Origin of the sequence: Citrobacter sp. MGH105, assembly GCF_001037485.2 — a bacterium.
In the GTDB taxonomy this organism is placed as follows: Bacteria; Pseudomonadota; Gammaproteobacteria; order Enterobacterales; family Enterobacteriaceae; genus Citrobacter; species Citrobacter portucalensis.
This window is the reverse complement of record NZ_CP073049.1, coordinates 16,636-34,686: the sequence shown is the minus strand read 5'-3', so window position 1 is coordinate 34,686 and position 18,051 is coordinate 16,636. Positions and strand designations below refer to the sequence as shown.

General features: G+C 43.3%; 15 protein-coding genes. 4 read left to right on the top strand and 11 right to left on the bottom strand.

Going from position 1 to position 18,051, the window contains the following annotated elements:
- From trhN to parM, 11 genes are all read right to left on the bottom strand, one after another.
- Entirely contained in the window at positions 1 to 3,177 is a 3,177-nt protein-coding gene (gene trhN / locus SK35_RS24490; protein ID WP_015063125.1) for an IncHI-type conjugal transfer protein TrhN, read from the bottom strand.
- Positions 3,178 to 3,195: 18 nt separating this feature from the next.
- The gene (gene trhU, locus SK35_RS24485; RefSeq protein ID WP_022652170.1) at positions 3,196 to 4,251 is read right to left on the bottom strand and encodes an IncHI-type conjugal transfer protein TrhU; all 1,056 of its coding nucleotides are present in this window, start codon (positions 4,249 to 4,251) and stop codon (positions 3,196 to 3,198) included.
- Between the two features lie 11 nt (positions 4,252 to 4,262).
- A complete protein-coding gene (locus SK35_RS27085; protein WP_022652169.1) occupies positions 4,263 to 4,394 on the bottom strand; it encodes a hypothetical protein in 132 nt (43 codons plus the stop codon).
- Position 4,395: 1 nt separating this feature from the next.
- Positions 4,396 to 5,904, bottom strand: coding sequence for an IncHI-type conjugal transfer protein TrhW (trhW, locus tag SK35_RS24480; RefSeq protein WP_015063123.1), 1,509 nt, complete (start codon positions 5,902 to 5,904; stop codon positions 4,396 to 4,398).
- Complete coding sequence (trhF, locus tag SK35_RS24475; protein WP_015063122.1) at positions 5,891 to 6,403, bottom strand: IncHI-type conjugal transfer protein TrhF; 513 nt, start codon at positions 6,401 to 6,403, stop codon at positions 5,891 to 5,893. The genes trhW and trhF overlap by 14 nt, the downstream gene beginning before the upstream one ends.
- 278 nt (positions 6,404 to 6,681) lie before the next feature.
- Positions 6,682 to 10,980, bottom strand: a complete 4,299-nt coding sequence (gene rsp, locus SK35_RS24470) for an IncHI-type conjugal transfer protein RSP (protein ID WP_022652168.1) — start codon at positions 10,978 to 10,980, stop codon at positions 6,682 to 6,684.
- A gap of 121 nt (positions 10,981 to 11,101) precedes the next feature.
- Positions 11,102 to 11,659, bottom strand: a complete 558-nt coding sequence (locus SK35_RS24465; RefSeq protein ID WP_022652167.1) for a hypothetical protein — start codon at positions 11,657 to 11,659, stop codon at positions 11,102 to 11,104.
- 2 nt (positions 11,660 to 11,661) lie between these two features.
- Positions 11,662 to 12,096 carry a hypothetical protein gene (locus tag SK35_RS24460; RefSeq protein ID WP_022652166.1) on the bottom strand — a complete coding sequence of 145 codons (435 nt, stop codon included), beginning with the start codon at positions 12,094 to 12,096 and terminating at the stop codon, positions 11,662 to 11,664.
- Positions 12,086 to 12,538 (bottom strand): hypothetical protein, encoded by a 453-nt coding sequence (locus SK35_RS24455; RefSeq protein ID WP_015063118.1) that lies wholly within the window; start codon positions 12,536 to 12,538, stop codon positions 12,086 to 12,088. Before SK35_RS24455 ends, SK35_RS24460 begins: the two co-directional genes overlap by 11 nt.
- A 564-nt stretch (positions 12,539 to 13,102) precedes the next feature.
- The gene (locus SK35_RS24450; RefSeq protein ID WP_015063117.1) at positions 13,103 to 13,780 is read right to left on the bottom strand and encodes a hypothetical protein; all 678 of its coding nucleotides are present in this window, start codon (positions 13,778 to 13,780) and stop codon (positions 13,103 to 13,105) included.
- A gap of 26 nt (positions 13,781 to 13,806) precedes the next feature.
- Complete coding sequence (gene parM, locus SK35_RS24445) at positions 13,807 to 14,841, bottom strand: plasmid segregation protein ParM domain-containing protein (RefSeq protein ID WP_015063116.1); 1,035 nt, start codon at positions 14,839 to 14,841, stop codon at positions 13,807 to 13,809.
- Positions 14,842 to 15,213: 372 nt separating this feature from the next.
- On the opposite strand from parM, the gene SK35_RS24440 reads away from it, so the two are divergent.
- Genes SK35_RS24440 through SK35_RS24425 form a run of 4 tightly spaced genes read left to right on the top strand, consistent with a single transcriptional unit; the run spans position 15,214 to position 17,903 of the window.
- Positions 15,214 to 16,161, top strand: coding sequence for a metallophosphoesterase (locus SK35_RS24440; RefSeq protein ID WP_015063115.1), 948 nt, complete (start codon positions 15,214 to 15,216; stop codon positions 16,159 to 16,161).
- A complete protein-coding gene (locus tag SK35_RS24435) occupies positions 16,161 to 17,000 on the top strand; it encodes a hypothetical protein (protein ID WP_015063114.1) in 840 nt (279 codons plus the stop codon). The genes SK35_RS24440 and SK35_RS24435 overlap by 1 nt, the downstream gene beginning before the upstream one ends.
- Positions 16,993 to 17,514: a hypothetical protein gene (locus SK35_RS24430; protein ID WP_015063113.1), complete on the top strand. Its 522-nt coding sequence runs from the start codon at positions 16,993 to 16,995 to the stop codon at positions 17,512 to 17,514. The genes SK35_RS24435 and SK35_RS24430 overlap by 8 nt, the downstream gene beginning before the upstream one ends.
- The gene (locus SK35_RS24425) at positions 17,511 to 17,903 is read left to right on the top strand and encodes a hypothetical protein (protein WP_022652165.1); all 393 of its coding nucleotides are present in this window, start codon (positions 17,511 to 17,513) and stop codon (positions 17,901 to 17,903) included. The genes SK35_RS24430 and SK35_RS24425 overlap by 4 nt, the downstream gene beginning before the upstream one ends.
- Positions 17,904 to 18,051 lie beyond the last annotated feature (148 nt).

Genomic DNA, 18,051 nt, shown 5'->3' with positions numbered 1-18,051 from the left:
TTAGTATTTTGGTAATTCCTTCCCAGTAATTGGGTCTACATAAGTTGACCCAACTTCACAAATCGCGGGCCGTGGTAGATAGCTACAGTCCACATTCTCCTCTTTAATTGCCTGATTATTTTCCTGTCTAGCTTTTATCATATTATCCTCACCACCCATTGATTCTTTCGTTCTTTGGGATGGAAGTTGGTAATTTTCATTTTTAAATGGCAAATTTTCTGTTATCGATGACTCGGAGAATGTAGCGTACTGATCAGGAACTTCTCCGACCTGGACGGCATCGTTAATCCATTCAGTTAAATCGATCTTATCAAAATCTAATCTCTGTATTTGACTAATTGATAATCCAACGCAACTCGAAGCAACCGGATCTATTCCAAGTTGAGGATACGCCTGCTGCATAATCACGCGAGATAACATTGAATTGTAGCAGCACATGTCTGTTGCTTTTTTAACACACTTCTTTGTAAATCCCATATTGAGATATTTAACACAGCGTTCAGTATCCAGTGTGAAACAGGATTTCTGATTTTTATGAATAGACGCTTCCATTTCTTTTTGATCACAGGCCACAAGCATTTCAAGCAACATTTTTGTTATTTGATATGCGGTATAAATCCAGCCAATGACATTTAATGCAAGCATAAAGTTTTGAATTGCTGCTGAAAAGACTACTTCGCCACCCGTTGTCGCTACATTTTTAAAAACGAAGTCCCTTACTGTATCGGGAAGCAAGTCATATGCTTTTTCCATGGCCATCTTCTTAAGGGTACCAAGCCCGAAAGAGCTCATTGTCTCCTTAGCAAGTTGACCACTTCCACCAGCAGTGGATGAACCTACTGTTCGCCCAAGGTTACCGGCCACATTTTCGTAGACGCTGGTTAGCGAACTGGTGACATTGTTCCACATCTGACCAACAGTTTTACCTGCCGATGCTGTCCATTCACCAACCGAGTTAGCCATTGAAGCCCAGGTTCCACTCTCCCCACCGGTCCAGCTTACCAGCTGAGCATTCACTCGTGTCCAGTTCGTGTTTCGGATCATCGACCCAGCCAGCATAATCGCCTCTAGTGAGCCAGCGGTACCCTGTGGCTGTTCGCAGCAATCTGTTTTGGCCAGCCCGTTCACAAAACCAACGGACCTGCCGCACCATTCTGCTTTCCCCTCAAAGACGGAGCAGGAATTAGGGTCGTTGGGATCTTCGCATTTTGCCTCACCCTGCATGTACTGAACCATGTTTGAGTACGCGGCCACTTTCCCAAAATCATTGTTTTCCTCTTTTGGGCCGGTTTCGCATGTTCCACCAGAACATGGGATCATACCTACACAGGCGTTAGTCTGTGACTCTACCTCTCTGACGACGTCCTTACCTCTGTCACACGTATATTTCTGCTCATACATGTAGCATGTATTTGTGCCTTCATCGAACCAACCTTCTGCACAAGTCTGTGTATCGAGCACACACGCAGCATCATTTTTATATGTGCCGCAAGCGTCAGGCATATTTTTAATGTCGTCGTAGTTGTAGCAGAGGTCTTTTCCTGCGGCGTCTTTCATGATGTTTCCCTTCGCATCATATGAGCACAGCTTTTCCTTCGCCAGGGGATCACAGAAGTAACCTTCAAGGTTTGTTTTCCAGGTTAAGAACCCGGTATCGCCTTTATAAAGCGGTGTGGCCATTTTAAGCACAGTTTCCGGGAGCCGCTTTGTACCGACATCCATGTTCACAAACCGGTCAAACCGACAGAATGAATTCGGCGTTTGTACTGCATCAAAACAACCTGCGGGTTCCTGTATATGTTTATCCTCCAGCTTCATATTTTCAAAAGTCAGCTCAACTTCAAAATAGCCTTCCCCACCGCCACCTACCCAAACGCGTGACGCCATTGTCACTTCACGGTCCACCTCCTGATATACAGAGTTTCTTACCTGGTCGGTAATATCGTAGACTTTGTCAAGCTTCCATGATTTTTTCAGCTCCCATGGCCCTTGTGGTGATGGATAATTGCTACTTCTATATTCTCCATCTATGTGAGCAAAAATCTGCGTTCCATCAAGCGTGACCCTCATATGATCATCCCACTCTGCATTAATTATTTTCGCAGTTGCAAGCTTTGCATCAGGATGAAATTTTAAGGTTAATGAGTTGTCATATACTCCATCGTTCCAATAGTTGTCGTCTCTTCTGCCGAACCAGACCCTCACACAATTATCCCCGCACATAGACATATCACCATTACCACCTGAGATATAAACAGGTACGGAAAAATCACGAGTTATTGTGCAACTATTAAAGTTATCTTTCTTGGGTGAGTTGCAGTAAAACTCTTTATAATCTGGATAGTGTGTAGTAATAGTTTGTTTTTTTGTTTCCGTATTGCAACTCTGTAGCCAGTTGCCTGTACCGGCTACAGCATTACCAATTTCATTTCGGCCAGCATTGAACATAGGGTCGTTAGGTTTAATATTAGATGCTGGGTTGTCTTTATTTGCATTCACCAGTGTACGGTAGGCAACCCCATCGTAACTCTGCGCTTCAAACAGCTGACTTTTTCGATTTTTGATGTCATTGATGAATCCATCCTCATCTCCATACCGGCCACCGGAATTAAACTGAATATCACTGTGCTTCTGCTCTGAGCTGAATAGCTCTCCTGTACTGGTTTTAGTTCCTGCCGTTGTATTCGTGTTGTTACTTATACCAATGTTACCGCTACTGTCTCTGGAAAGTAACTTTGCCCCCTCTTTCGTATAATTAGAGTTGATCGTACCGCCCGTCATGCTCGGTAACTGTACGGTCTTACCGATCGACTTGCCGTCAGATGCAGCATTACTCATAACACTTTCGTTTGAGTTCAGCGCCCCGTACTTCCCAACGTCTAAGTTTATTGAATCTGCTTTACCTACATATTTATCTGATATTTTTCCGCTCAGGTTTTCCCCGGAATCAGCATTCTTGTACTTCTCTACAATATCCTGAGCACTTGTTGTTGCATTTCGATTTGCGTTGGGGTTCGCAAGGTCAAAATTGTTTTCCAACTGATCAAATATCGCATCAGCTGCGTATATTTTTGGTGTCATAACCATGTTAATGAGCGAAACGTAAAATGCCCAACTCATAGTATTTGCGAGCATAGACGCAATAATTGTTGAAGCAATTAATTTCCTAGTTTTCATATTAAAAGCCTCCTGCAATTAAGCGCCGGGATTAAAACGCACGCAACAGTCATTATATCTCCATAGCATATAGACATAATTATCTATGCCTATTTTCTTTCGTCCACCTTTCAGCGTTGACCAATCATGTACGGAGTCACCAAGCCTATGGCAGCAATCAGGCCCTTTAGCTTCTGGCGTTGGGTAAAGCATTGAAAGTCTATATTGTGAACGAGGAGTGAAGTATTCCCATGTTTTCTCACACATTGCATCTGCTCCCATTGTTCTCATTAGCATTCCTTGCCGATGTAACTTAGTTAGTAGTCGTTGTGTAATAAGGGAACTGGTTCTGACGGCATCATCATTCGCATAGACGTGCCCTGTAAGCGGGTACAAGTTACCATCACAACCGGCACAAAAATAGGCAGCCAAATTATCCTTTCCGGCAGTCACTGCCACGCAGTCAGCAGCACATACCATTGAGGCAATAGGGTTTGCAAATACCACAGCTTCGGGGTTCAGCACGAGCGTCAACAGATCACTTTCCCACATTGGATCAACTTCGCTGATATACGTCAGACTGGCATCAATATAAGGTTCTGCTGTACATTCACCGATTATCAGCAATTTCAACATTGTCATGATCGGGAATTCCCAGAGATGTACGTCGTAGAATCCGGCTTCTGTAGCAGTCATAGGCTGGTTAGTATTGCTCTTGCCAATATCGAACTGTGATTTTTGCAACATGGTTCCCTCCAAAAATGGGCTGCACCATGGGCTTTTCACTACTTCTACGATTTTAACTGGCTGGAAAAAACTTAACTGCCATCCGATTTCTGGTATCCCATTTTGGTCTGTGCAATAGCAGCCGGGGCGTGAGGGTGCGGCACCTTCAGGTGCCGCACCAATTCCCATGATCCGCATCGGGAAGATGCAACTCCAGCAGATATTTTTGATTAGTCCCTGCCACACACCAGCTGACTGGCACATTGCTCCCGGGACGCCGGTATCTGCGGCCATGGTCATTGCAGGCAGGGAAAATGACAGCATGACAGCAACCAAAATTTCCAAAAGTAACTTTTTTAGCTTCTTCACCGGCACGCTCACTATTTAGTAATGAATGTTGTCACGCTTTCCATATACGTAACCACTTTGTTGAAATACTCTCTCATCAGGTCCGGGTAATTCAGAGTCAGCCATGTGGCCAGCAGCGCCCCTAAAATAAATCCGATCTTCATATCAGTTCTCCTCTGCCGAGATTTTTTCTCCAACACCACGTATTTCAGCTTCACTGAATTGCGTTATCCGGAATTTATCTTTTTCAGTTGAAATCAACACTGGAGTGTTTTTAATCTGGAAGCGGGAAATAATTTGCTCATTGACTTTGAATACTTTCCCGTTAAATTTCTCGCGCAGATCATTCAGATGGTCCCAACCATTTTCCTGTTTAATTCGCGTAAACATCGGCATAACCTGTCCGCTGCCAAGAAGTTGGCGATATTGCTTCTCAGCCCAATCAAGCTGCCCCGGATTCAATGGGTCAAAAATTATCATGGTGAGGTTCTGCGGGAACCTGCTCAGCGGGTTAATCAGCTCGCCCGCAGAAGCAATGACGCGGCCCTGCTTATCTTTCACGTCCTGAGTGACCCTGATAGTCGGGTCAATTAACCATTCCTTGTGCTCCTGAGCCGGAGGCAGATTAACCATGAATTGGTTCTTCCATGTGTCTGCAACAGCTCGCTTCTTGGCGCCCTCCCAGTCATACTTTTGTGCTCGCTCTTCGAGCTCTTTAATAATGCTTTTCTCTTCGACCGGATAGGTCGTACCAGCATTAGGTAAAATATCCTGATCGGGATTTCTGGCCAGTTCTCGCTGGAAGAAATCAACGTTAAACGAACCGACCATTTTAGCGAATCGGGATTCCTCACGGGAGATAATTGTCGGGACCTGCGTGACCTGGTACTGGTCAAACGCATCAGGGTCAATCGTAATCAGTGGAGAGTCAAACTTCCCCTTCACCACCAACTGATTGATTGCAGCCTGAGTCTCCGGAAGACGCGTCGTGCCTTTCTTCAGACCATTAAAAACCACTCTCGCCTTATTTTGTGACGCGGTACGGAGTAGATCTTCTAGGACGTAATCAGGCAGGCTAAATGACGCAAAGATAGTGATACCGTTTTCTGTCGAAAGCACCTCTTCCCGTCTGCTATCTATTTTTCGTTCGAAGTCAGCGGCGGTGATCCCTGAGGTACCAAACATTTTTTCGATATTCGTCGACTGGCTGCGCATTACTTCTGGTTTATTTTCGACAGACTTCAGTGCTGAGTCGTTCAGCTGAATATTTCCCTGAATTTCATCACGTCTGCGAATAATGTCATTAACTGCTTCAGAATTATTATTCTGAGCGCGTATAGCCTGAGTATGATCGATAACCGCCTGCACACTGTCAGCATTCATACCCGGTACATAGCCCCGATTCGTTGGCTGACTGATGTCCCTGTTTTGCTTCAAAGCTTCAGCCTGGCGGACGTACTTCTGGACATCCGGAGAATCCAGAGAGCCTGACGAGAGCGGGCCTTCTGCTGTTTCCGGCGGCGTTGACTGAGCGCCCAATACTTGAGCTTGCCTAGCAATGTCGTCAGCAACCTGTTGATACTGGGGGCTAGCCGTAGCGGTGGACATCAAGGCGTAAAACGCCAGGCAGGTGGCCAGAGGCTTAATCGTTGTTTTTAATTCAATAGATCGCATATGTTTTCCCAATAACTGAAGTCAACTTAACCGGCCCCCAAAATCGTGAGTCCCATGAGTGATCCGTTTGGCCAATTAAAAAAACTTCTCCTTTCGGAATAGTTAATTCTCTTTCAATAGACTCAGCAGGTATGTTGTATTTCATTGAAATACGTCTGGCATTAGCTTTATAAAACTTGCTCCCGTTATAAACGCCATCCATTGTGACTCTTAGGCGATCTCCGCCTACCCCCGCCACAATTTTAATAACCTTCTCATTTTCACGTATAAATCGGACTGATTTTGGCATATGAAATGCAATGATGTTTCCTGCCTTGACAGATTTATCCTTCAAGTCAATCATGTAAAAATCAGCAGGTAAACAACCATTTAATAGCCCATGTCCAAATGTAAATCGAGTAAAGAAGATGGCCAGTACCAGTATCAGAATTGCCAAATTGATCGGCACGTACCAATCAAAACTCAGTAACCCACGCTTCTTAGGTATGTATTCGCTCATAACCTGCTTCTCTCAGATACCGGAACCAAAGGACTAATTTTTACATTACCTTAATACCTATTATCCATGTTTTGGACCGTCATTATTTCTACAAAGCCAGTTATTTCTGATAATTTACGCCCCTCTTTTTCTTTCATTATTGCCATTGATTGGTGATTCATGAGACTTGTATCACCGTTCATGCAAAGTAACTTTTCCGACGAAATCAATTCAAAAGACCAAAGACAAAAAGCCGGGACATTACTGTCCCGGCTTCTATTTCAGTACATAAATTTGTCTTACTGCGATGTACCAGTTGTTTCTACAGCCTTTGATTTTTCCTCATCTGGGCCATATACGACCGTGCGCTGTGTTGCTGAATCTCCACTATCATCATATGCGACTACACGGATATCTTGCTTCCCACGATTAAGATTTTTCGATAGTGTCGCAGTGCTGCCAAAAACATTCCTTAGTTCATCATTGATATACCATTCATAACGAACCAGTTTGCCATCAGTATCGACACATTTATTTGTGAAACTCCAGCTCATATTGGATTCTGTATGGCTTAGCACACATTGCGGAGCGGCGTTTTTTACAACATCAAAATCTACTGATGCTGTACCACGCTGTCCCATTTTACTGACAACATCCAGCGTGATTTCATATTTTTTCTCAGTAAGACCGGGAATTCCCTGAGCCCAATAGTTTTTACTACCCTGGACAACCTCTCCATTTACTTTATACGTCACCGTATCAATACTGTCAGCAGAGTGCGCCAGTTTAATATTAGATCTTAGTGTGACATCAAGAGGAGCCCTCATGAACTTATTAGAGAATTTTGGGGTCATTTCAACAGTCATCGGAGTTTGCTCATCGACGACGAAGGTATTTTCAATACGCTGTTCGTTATTACGGTTATCGCGGAAAACGATCATCAACGTATATTTACCCGGCTTCGCAATTGCAAACTCTTTCGTATCTCCTTCATCTTTTGAAATGGAGATATTTTCCTTATCGTAGATCCACTCCCGTGAATAAGTTACTCCCGGATAGTCACCGTCTTTTATTCCGGTCAGGGCGACGTGTAAGGTCGACGGGGCCATAGTGTATTTTAGCTTCGTACTGACTTTCATTTCAGGGAACTTATACACCCAGGACTTAATCGATACTTTCCGCGTGGAAATGGTACTTTCCTTGCTGTCAGCGAGCCATGCACTGTATGTAAATGCCGCATAGCCTTGCTTATCCAGCATCTCCTCTGTCAGCGTCATCGACAACTTAGGCCCTCTGATTTTCTGTCCGTCAGGGGCAGTCCATTCTTCAATGACGTCATTTCCGTTCTGGTACCGACTGTTCGGGTTGGAGTATTTACCATCTAAAGTAACTTTACTTCCCACCTCTACCTTTGAAATGCTGCTCACTGAAACGGAAAGGCGCTTGGGTTTAGCGACCGTTAACCGCGCAGACGTCTCTTTCCAGGAGGACTCTTCAGCCAGGTCGTCTGAATCCAGATAGCGCATCCGGGCGTAGATAGTTGGCGGAAGCTTCTCAGCGGCAGTCACGGTATAGGTAGTGTCACCCGCGACCCAATTAATTTTATCTTCCGACCACATTACTTCAGCCGTACCCTGCGGAATCGGCTCATCATTATCCAGCAACGAGACTGGTAAATCATCGCCTTCAAGAATTTCCGCAACATCAATACTTAGCTTAGGCTGTTTGTACGTTACAACTGTCAGCACGTCGCTATAAGACACTTTTGACGTAAACTTGTTGGTCATCTTGGCCCTGTAGAGCCACTTACCGACGTCAGTTTTTCTGATTGAAATACTTCTCTTCCCAGTCATGTCCGAAAGCATCGTCCATGTCTGCCCATTGTCTGACGACTCCTGCCACTCGGTAGGAGCAAGCGCATCAGAGTTAGCTGTGCTGGCCGATTTGAAGTTCACAAGCGTACTGAGCGGGATACGGCCGATAATCAGGCTCTTTGAGAGATTACCCTCCAGCTCTTCACCCTTATACACACGTATGCCGACCGCACTTGTTTCCCGGGTCAATTCAAAATCAGCGAAAGGCGAACGGACTTTAGCTATCCCGACAAGACGCATGTTCCCAAGGTCCATATTCTCGATTTTGATTTTTGTTTCGACTACCCCGGCATCATTCACCGGCAATGCCTCGGTTAATGGGGTACGTTCATACGTCGTTTTAAAACGGCCTGTTTCTGGATCTTTACCATAGATACTTTTCTGAGCGTAAATGGTTACATCCCAGTCACCCATTGTCGTCCGGCTAAATGAGCTTTTGCGAGTTGAATTGTTATAGCGCCCAACTGACACCTTCAACGGTAATTCCATTGTAGTAGCCGTCTTTTTGTCTTCGACTTCCATCGTAGCCCGAATGCTGAAGTCGGGGACCGTATACACGTTAAGTGTATCGGCGGTCCGCATTGTCGGGTCCTTCGAGTACTCTACAGCAATGTCGAATACATTTTTCGTCCACAGTGGGGCTGCGGCTACTTTCAGACGCTGAACGAATGTAGTTGCATCGTTGTTTGATGAACGGTTTTTAAACGTCGTTTTTGTGTTCTCACCCCCGTTTTGCGAAACATAGACTGTCACATCAGCAGGTACCACTTTTGCCAAGAGGCGAGCAGCTTCCCCACCTGTCGTGTACGCTAGTGCAGTGTTAGGGTTGATCCCAGTTACCAACTTATTTTTCTTGTAAGTAAGGATTGGGTTATATGGCAGTTGAGTTGTCAATACGCGGCGGTATTTGGCCGACACAGCTTTAGAGCCTCTACCGTTTATCATATAGACTTGGTAATCGAGCAGGTTTTCGCCAGTTTTATTGAAGAACCCCGTAAGTCCTGGCGTCCTGCCTTTAAAGTAAAATTCAAGCCCGTCCGGTACATTGTTCCACTGAGGGTAACAGGCAGTGATATCAGATTTGCCGCCATACCACTCAAGATAAGCCTGCGCGTTCTCTTCCGTAGTAAAGAGAGTGCATTTATCACCGGCTGTCTGACTCATCAGATCGGTATATTGCCGAACGCGAGAATACAAGGTGACGTCTTTTTCTAAGTTTTTAAGCGCAAACCCTGTCGGTTGATACGTGAAAGTGGTATTGAATGTCACAATCTTGCCATACAGGTTTTCCGCCACGACTGTGATTTCGTGGTCAGCATTCACATCTAGATCATCCCCCACCGGCAGATAATAAATGCCTTTGTAGTTCGTTGGGGTGAGTTCAACAACTTTGTTATCGATAGTAACGGCTTTAATATCCGCAACCCCGGCCTGCCCCTGGAATGCGGCAACAATAATTTCATTTAAGAAATAAACAGGTGCTCGTTTTGCCAGCGCTGCCCCATCCTTAAGTACCATGAGTGTGGGGTTATCAGAAAGCATCAGTTTGCTTTCGGGCTCATTGTACGTAGACGTATTCTTGCTAGTATTCTCTATAGTGAACGTGGCGGCATAAGAGCCATTCGTCAGGTCTGTTAAGTCAAAGATATACAGATACTCATCGCCGACCTTCTGGGGTCCGCTCACGGGCTGGAGGGTACGCCGTATCGGTGTTACCCAGGATTGCTTAAAGTCGATAACCGTACCGTCATCCAAAGTTACTTTTGTTGTCGGCTTGAAAACCCCGTCCGGCACCATCGTCAGCGTCATAGCTGTTGGTAGCCACCACTCGCCTTCAGTCTCTTCCTGGGGCACTTTGACGGCTACAGCTACCGTTTTAGCGCCGGTATAGATTTGCTGACCGCCAATACTGATAGTTTTAGCTTCATCAGTGAAATTCCAGAGAGTATGGTCAACAACAGGAGGACGGTAGTCCCAGGTCAGCGTAAGCTTTTGCGCTTCAGGAGGGGCAAAGTAATTATTTTTCGAATTAGCGGTGACAGTTATTTCCCGTGAACCTATCAATAAATCCGAATCACTTACTTTAATACTTCCTACATCGATCGTGCAACTGGTCCCACCAATAGGGACTTCACAGGCAGAACCCGATCCGATAGAAATATATTGCACAAAATTGCGGGGTTCTACTGAGACGGCAAAACTCCTGATCACTTCATCCTTAATATAAGATTTAAGTGTGTAACCCTCTTGAACCAGCCCATTCATAGACGACTTTAGGCCGGTGATCGTCGGTTTAACCGGTACGAGAGCATTAACTGTATACTCCCCTTTCACTACTTCTACTTTTTGCCTTTCTGTACCGGAAAAATAGGAAATTTTGTAAGGGAGTTTTAGGTCTCCTGAGCTGTTTGGAATCCCGGTTAACGTGAACCCGTTAGCAGTAAATCCAGAGCTATTTGGAAGCCACTCAAAGAAGCAGACAAGATTATCCACCGTTGATGTCGCACGATCATCAACCGTCACATTACATGCGGTTCCAGAGCCTGAGGCAGTAATTATATTATTGTTTACGAATGCAACAAAATCGCCCGGGTCGGGATTAAACGTGACGGCAGGCATATCAGCCTGGAGTTTTCCGGAAATCATAATTGCCTCGGCATGTACCGACTTAATCGAGGCAATTAAAGAAAACAACAGGGTTAAACATAAACCTGATTTTCTCATGACGAACACCTGTTTTTTTTACGCAGAATTAAAATTACTCTACGATAAAAAAATCTGAAATCTTGTTCGTTAAGAGGAAAAAAAAATATTAATTTTTTGCTAAAAATTGAAGATTTTTAACTCACTGACAGCTTTTCGACTCCGAAAGGCGCAGAGCAGTTATTATCGATTCTGAGGATACCCATGGCATCTTAAGCGTCAAGAATCCAAGCAAAAAAAGTCCTGTTGAAACACAATCCATTTGCGTTACGGGAAGATTATAATTTATGGGTTTAAATGAACCCCTTTCGACCGGAACAATGCCTGACGTGACTAACAAGCCCCCACGGTCATTTGGGCCGATAGTGATATTTTTGTAAGCCTGGTGTGTGCGATGCGTGGTTTTTCTCTTTTCAATTTTAAGTGTAGGTTTAATTCTCAGGAAGACAGAAGCCAGCGCCATGGCTTCGTTTTGGGATAGTTTCATGAGAATACTTCCCTCTGAATTCCACCCATATTCTCTATTGTCAGCCGGAGGGGCGAATTGGAGAGTAAGGTAATATTTTTCAGCCTCGCTTATGAAGGCTGAATTATCAGCAGACCGACTTATGTCGACGTTCACTTCAAATGCCATCGCCACTGACTGGCTGAAGACCCTAGCCCGTAGAGCCTTCGTTCCAATAGCTTCCAGTTCTTTCATTGCTATGCTCTCTTCTTAAAGAACCATATACCGGAGATGACTTCATTATCCTGGATGCGTATCAAATCCGAAATAACAAAACCACCTTTTCCTTCCGAAATTATCATGGTGTAAGAGCTCGTATGCACAAGCCGAGCATTTTTGATTGGTAACCCAGCACACTTAACAGAAATTTCATCAGGCGAAACTTTTTCAACAAAAGTAACTTTTGATGCAACACCATTGATATGTATGTTTCCGTTATCTGCAATTTTAACGTTTAACGAAGGTGTGGATTCTTTATCACAGGGTTGGAAAACAGACGTGGCTTTAAGAACTTTGCCAGTAAAATCGTACAAGTCGGGCTCCGCCGGTCTTGCGTTGAAAAGCGAGTAAGCCCCCGCAATTGTTAAACCGAGCACTACAAGAGGTAATAGTTTCTTGTAATTAACTTTCATCCTCCAGTTCCTCTCCAATCAGGTGTAAAGCACTCACGCACATAAGCCTAAGCTGATACAGCAAATTGTCGGCGGTGATACCACCAACAAATGTCACTGTACGGCGTATCGATACACCACCAGGCTCGCATTGAATATGGCCAATACCCGCATCGCGAAGAAAATCATTCTCGGCGCTTACGAGGTCTGCTTCCGCAGGTGGAATGACCACTTCGATGAGTATTGTATCAATTGGAGCCCATTCCCAGTCGTACTTAAGGGAGGAAATTGGAGCGATAGAAACATGAAATTCATCAATATTAAAAATTACAGGTTTTTTGCCCGTTGATTCAGGCTGAATGAAGGGATTCTCGACCAGGACAACTGGGAATTCAGAAATAGACAGAACTTCGATTAACTGATCTCGACGTAAACCATGTATTAGTGAGTTGCGTGATAACATTCAGTCAGCCTTCATTATAATAATCAAACAGTTACACATGATGCCGTTAGTTTCTTTACGCTCATCCAGATTGCACGGCAGAAACTCTTAGGATCATAGGGTGCTAGGGTAACAAAAAAACCTAACTTGACCAGTAAAGCATAGAGATTTTTTACATAAAATAATAAATAAGTACCAATTTTAGTAAGATATTTCTTACTTCAACCAATACTTTAGGACAAATCTGTACCCGTTTTAACACCTGTTCTTAAATCGTGCAAACGAACAACCATAAACAGGAGCTAAACCACCTTTTTTTTAGTAGTATACATAACTAAAATTAGGTTTCATAAAACAAACTGGTTAGACCTGAAACAACCAAAGAGGTTCATAATGAGTTTTTGAGTTGGATCTATAATTCTACGAAATTATTTAACTTGCTATGCAGCATTGAGTGTTCCATTAACTACATGTAACCGGTTCACCATCCAACCTCATCTACTAATAATATACCAACAAAAAAGCCAGCTGGTAAGCTGACTTTTTTGAGAGATTACAAATTTTAATCAATTGATACTTCTATATTTACTTTGCAAGATTTGCGAGGTTTGCATTTGCCCTTTTCTTCTGCTTTGTTGTCACACCCTGCACTTGCGCTTGTTCACTGAGCGCCATGGTTTCGGTTTGAGCTAAGTTAACGTCCGGAGAACCATGATTAGTTTTTAGAACTGAATCATTCTGATTTGCGATCGCAACAGGCGGCAAGGTCTCTACAGTCACAGGCATGGAGTTTTTGGCCAGTTCTGTAGACATTAATTCCAACCGCTGTTCCTTTGCTGTCTCAGGCTTTACTGCATCACTGACATCAGTTTGACAATTAGTTGAAAATACAGCAGCAGGATTCTTGCAATTATTAATCTTTAAAATTAAATCGTTGAATTTCGAATCAAGCATAAGACTTATTTGTTCTTTCAACTGTTCATTACTTAAATCACTCTTTTTAAATTCATCATTAAAAAACCGATTTAGATCAGCAGCCGTTAATCTCTCATTCAGTCCATTAATAAAACTTGATAGCTCGGGGAAGAGGTTATTTAGCACTAACCCCGTAGTGATTGCAGACCTTATTATGGAAAGCTGTTCGCCACGATGTGTTAAGTCACTTTTTTTTAGAAAATTATAGGCATACGGAGATTGCCTTTCCGATAACCAAAACGCGCTAATCTGGATGCGATCGTTTTCCTTCTCAGTTTTTTTTGTCATACCCCCCCCCCTTTACAAAACCATCATCACGCAAAAACAGTATCTGCAATAGCCAGTGAGAGAGCGAATTGCGGATTATCTACCATGATGATTTTCGATTTATCAAAATGTTCACGCACTGCCGGTTCAATCAGGTAAGAACCCCCACCGACTAGGAATACATTGTGCGGACGTTCTTCCACCTGAGTGACTGCTTTGATCACTTTTTCTTGAAGTTGCGCTACGGCACTATTTACGGCTTGGAAGACACCATCAAGATCATCGGAAGAAACCTTTAGTGAGGCTTTGTTATCACGATTGTCGACCAAGTGTTGAATATACGCGTAGCTTGCGTTCAGCTTTGAAGAATCCAGATAACGACGGACTTCATCATATACGATAGAACAACCAATACGGTCAAAACCCTTGACTCGGGAGATCTGTTCCAGCTGACCAGTAATGCTTGCTACATCAAGTGTTGTCCCACCTAAATCGATAACCAGGCTTGATTCAAAAGATTCAATTAACTCAATTTCATCTGCACGAGTTACCGCCGGAAGTGACTCAGGAAACACGGTAACTGAAACAACATTAAATGAAACACGCTTACCATCAATATAACGTTCAACCGGCTTCATCAGGTTGTCTTTTTTCCGTTGGATGTTTTCGTCATTGGTTTCACCCAAAGCGGTATAAAACTGACTAAGTGGCAATGTTACATAGAGATGAACATCCTGCGGCTCTAAACCAGAGGAATGAAGAGCATGGTGAACATTCAGACGACTGATCTCATCGTACTGATGCGCAACGTCGGTAGTTTCAAGGGCATTACTAGATTCACTGTGATGAGAGAATCGTTGAAGGCCATCAATAAGGTAATTAAACGGAATAAGCCCGTCATGGCTTACCCGGAAATCTGCAACGAAACTATTTTGAGTCAATAAGGGAACAAGGTCACCTTGATTGTTAACACAAACCAGTTTTGCCGCTTTACTACCATCATCAATAACAACTTTAAGTGTCTCTAATTCAGTAGAGTTTGATTCAGCTACAGCCAGTTTTGTTTTTACTAATTCAGTCATGCAGAACCCCTCGAATTGGTTTAATTAACCCACCACTTTTGATATGGGATTTATACACTAATGGTTGCTTTAGGTCAACAAAAACGAGGCAAGAAACACACGTAAGTTATTGTTAAAAAAGAATCCTTCGTTTTTAAAAATTGTCTTGCTCTACTTTATGTACACTTGATAAAAACACACATAAATGACGTTTTCTTCAGCTTTACGACACTAAAAAATCCTATCCAAAGACGGCACTTAAAAGTCTCTCTGTGCGGATACTACAGATGAATTCAACTTCTATTTTGCCTAAGCGCAGAAATTAGCCCTCTTAACGAAAATATTGCCGACACTCATCCGGTATTATTACTGTACTTTCTAGAAGAGGCATTTATGGCATCTGAGCACGTCCAGACAATTGACCTGACTAATTATTCCGGAAGGGTTTTCTTTCTGGCAGACCCCCATGGACATTATTCGACGCTTTGTAATCTTATCCATTCGATATCGAGCCCAGATGAGGAACTAATCATTTTCCCTACCGGGAATCTCTTTGATTATGGTCCTGAGCCCATGGAGTTAATGACAGCGATAAACACTGGTATTTTTGATGGACGTTCTGTGCGAGTGTTCTCAGCAGCCGGGGCTGGTGAAGAGATGATGAAGAAGCTCTTACCCACAAATAATGATCGTAGGACTTATTACCCAAGCACATTTCTTAACGAACGGTGGTGTGCAAGAGGCGGACGTTGGCATAAACAAATTAACCGCAGTTATCTTGAAGAGGAGATCAGCAAACTGCTCTCCACCCAGCTGGCCACGGTGATGAAGGTGCTTTTTAAAGGAAATATTACTATCGGTGTTTGTCCATCCGACTACACGGACATACGACAGGGTTTCGACAATACCTATAACGCTCTCCTCGCGTTTAATCAGGCAAACGTGAATATCTTTCAGAGTCAGTTTCTTTTTGGTATGGATCACGCAGTCAGCCCAATGAATATTAGCGATGTCAACCTCGTTGTACTGGGTCGGAATCCGGTCAATAGCATCAGAAAGGCTCATGGGTTACCTTTGACTAACTTACCTGTACTCGTCGGCAACTGTCTCCATATCAATACTGGCTCGCTGTTCATGTCAGCAATTAGCGATCCAGCACTACTAGCCCCAGGTATACCTCGTACTACAGTTCCGGCAATAACGCTGGTCGAGTTGATACTGGCCTCAACACCAACCCTAATTTGCCACCAAATGATCCTTAATAAGAACGGCATTTACACACAAAACACAACACCACTTGACCTGGATTTAAAAGATAACAACATAGAGGCTGCTTTATAATGCAGAAATTAAAACTGATAATTTTACCGGTGCTGGCATTTGTGTGGCCATCAATCAATGCAACCGCATCGACTAAAACACCAATGCCTACTTCTCAGCAGTCAGTTGCTAAATCTGAGGCTAACTATGAATTTATTTCTATTTCTGCAAAATATGTCGACGGTATGTGGCTTGTTAATGGTCAACAAAGACCTGTAATTAAAACAAGCATGACTAAGCGTAACTATCTCCAGATCGCAAATCAGTCAACACTTACGCCTTTGAACCTTGTGATACCCAAAATTGCATTTGACGTTATAGCCAAAAATGGCGTTTTGTTATCAAATATTGTATCCCTGGATGAAGATGCAGCCGGTAAAAAAATTCTATGGTTAGAGCCGGGTTCCAGCCTGACAATCTCTTTCGTCAATGACCTATCCAGTACCCCATTACAGGCGATAGTGTCCGTAAGTAAATTGAATAAAAGCGTTATTGCGATTTTTGGACCAGACCAGGGTAAAAAATTCACCCTCCCCCAAACTTCAAAATCACAGGATTTTTCAAAGGAGTATGACCCTTCACCAGAAGTCGCACTACGTCTCAATGTGCCCAAAAAAATTCACTCTTCCGTCACAATCCCAGATGTCGCGACTGCATCATTACCGTCCTCACATACCTACGAGATTATAGCGACTGATAAACTCAGGTCTTTTATGTTTTCAGAGTTTGTTTGGGTTGGTAAACGTAACAGCTTCCTCGTTGGTTCTAATTATTTCTCCAAAAATTTGACGGTTTACCCAGGTGAAGAATTCGATATCAGCACCATACAGAAAACGATTATGAGGGCTAGTAATGATTAAAGCAGCCGGAGTGATTTTTATCTGTCTTTTGACTGGCTGTCAGTCGGTTGGAAGCAAAATTGCAGACCTCCCCTCAGTAGGTTTCGACCCTGTGATGAGCAACAAAAGTGAATCCTATACCGACGGAAAAGTTACTTTTCTGATTGAGAGTTCAGGCACTGATGTCTGGCTGCTCGCCAAGAATGGTACCAAGGAATTTATTGAGTTATCGGATCTAAATCTAGCCGGAAGCCGTTGCACCTATTCATCGCGTGGGAAACTGTTATTAACACCTGGTTCAGTTTCATTGTTTACTGTTCCGACTGTTGGTTTACTCGGCCTTTGCTACGACAACACTGACCAATTAACGTTTATTAATAACGCATTTACCAAAATTTCACAAAAGTCGAGTGATGGACCCACATTGCCATTGTTGTTCAGTATTAGATATGAATTTCCCGGCTCGGGTGAAACAAACACAACGCTAGTTACGCAATCATTAAGTCTTGCATTTTTGGAACAGGAGCAATCATGAAATCTATATTGGCCGTCATCTGTATTTGCTGCTGCGAGGTGGCTTTTGCTTATCCTTATCGCATCTACACAGCACCTGATGGTGCCATTGTGAAAAATATACTGACCAATGAAGTGATCGGTAGGACACCGGTTGAAGTTGATGTCAGTAATACTGAAGCAGGCTCCACGTTCGGGATATCTATGTATCGGCATGAGAATGTTGCAATAAAAATATTCACAGTAATGCCAAGCGCGGAAAATAACTTTACTGTTTCAGGTCCCGACGTTGCAACAATGTCTTTACCAGGTAAAGCCCCTTTAAACGTAATTAATGACAGTAATGCAGCAGCAGTTCACATAGATCTCAGGCCTTTTCTTTCTGAACCTGTACATCAACCCATTCAATAGTTAATTTAGGTCCCTGTCATGGGGACCTGCAATCTCATTTATAAGGATATTTGTTCTAAAGATCATGCAGTTACACGCATCTAGAATGATTAAGGCTTTACAGTATTGATAATGGAGGGAATGAAATTAAGGTCAACATAGTAATAAA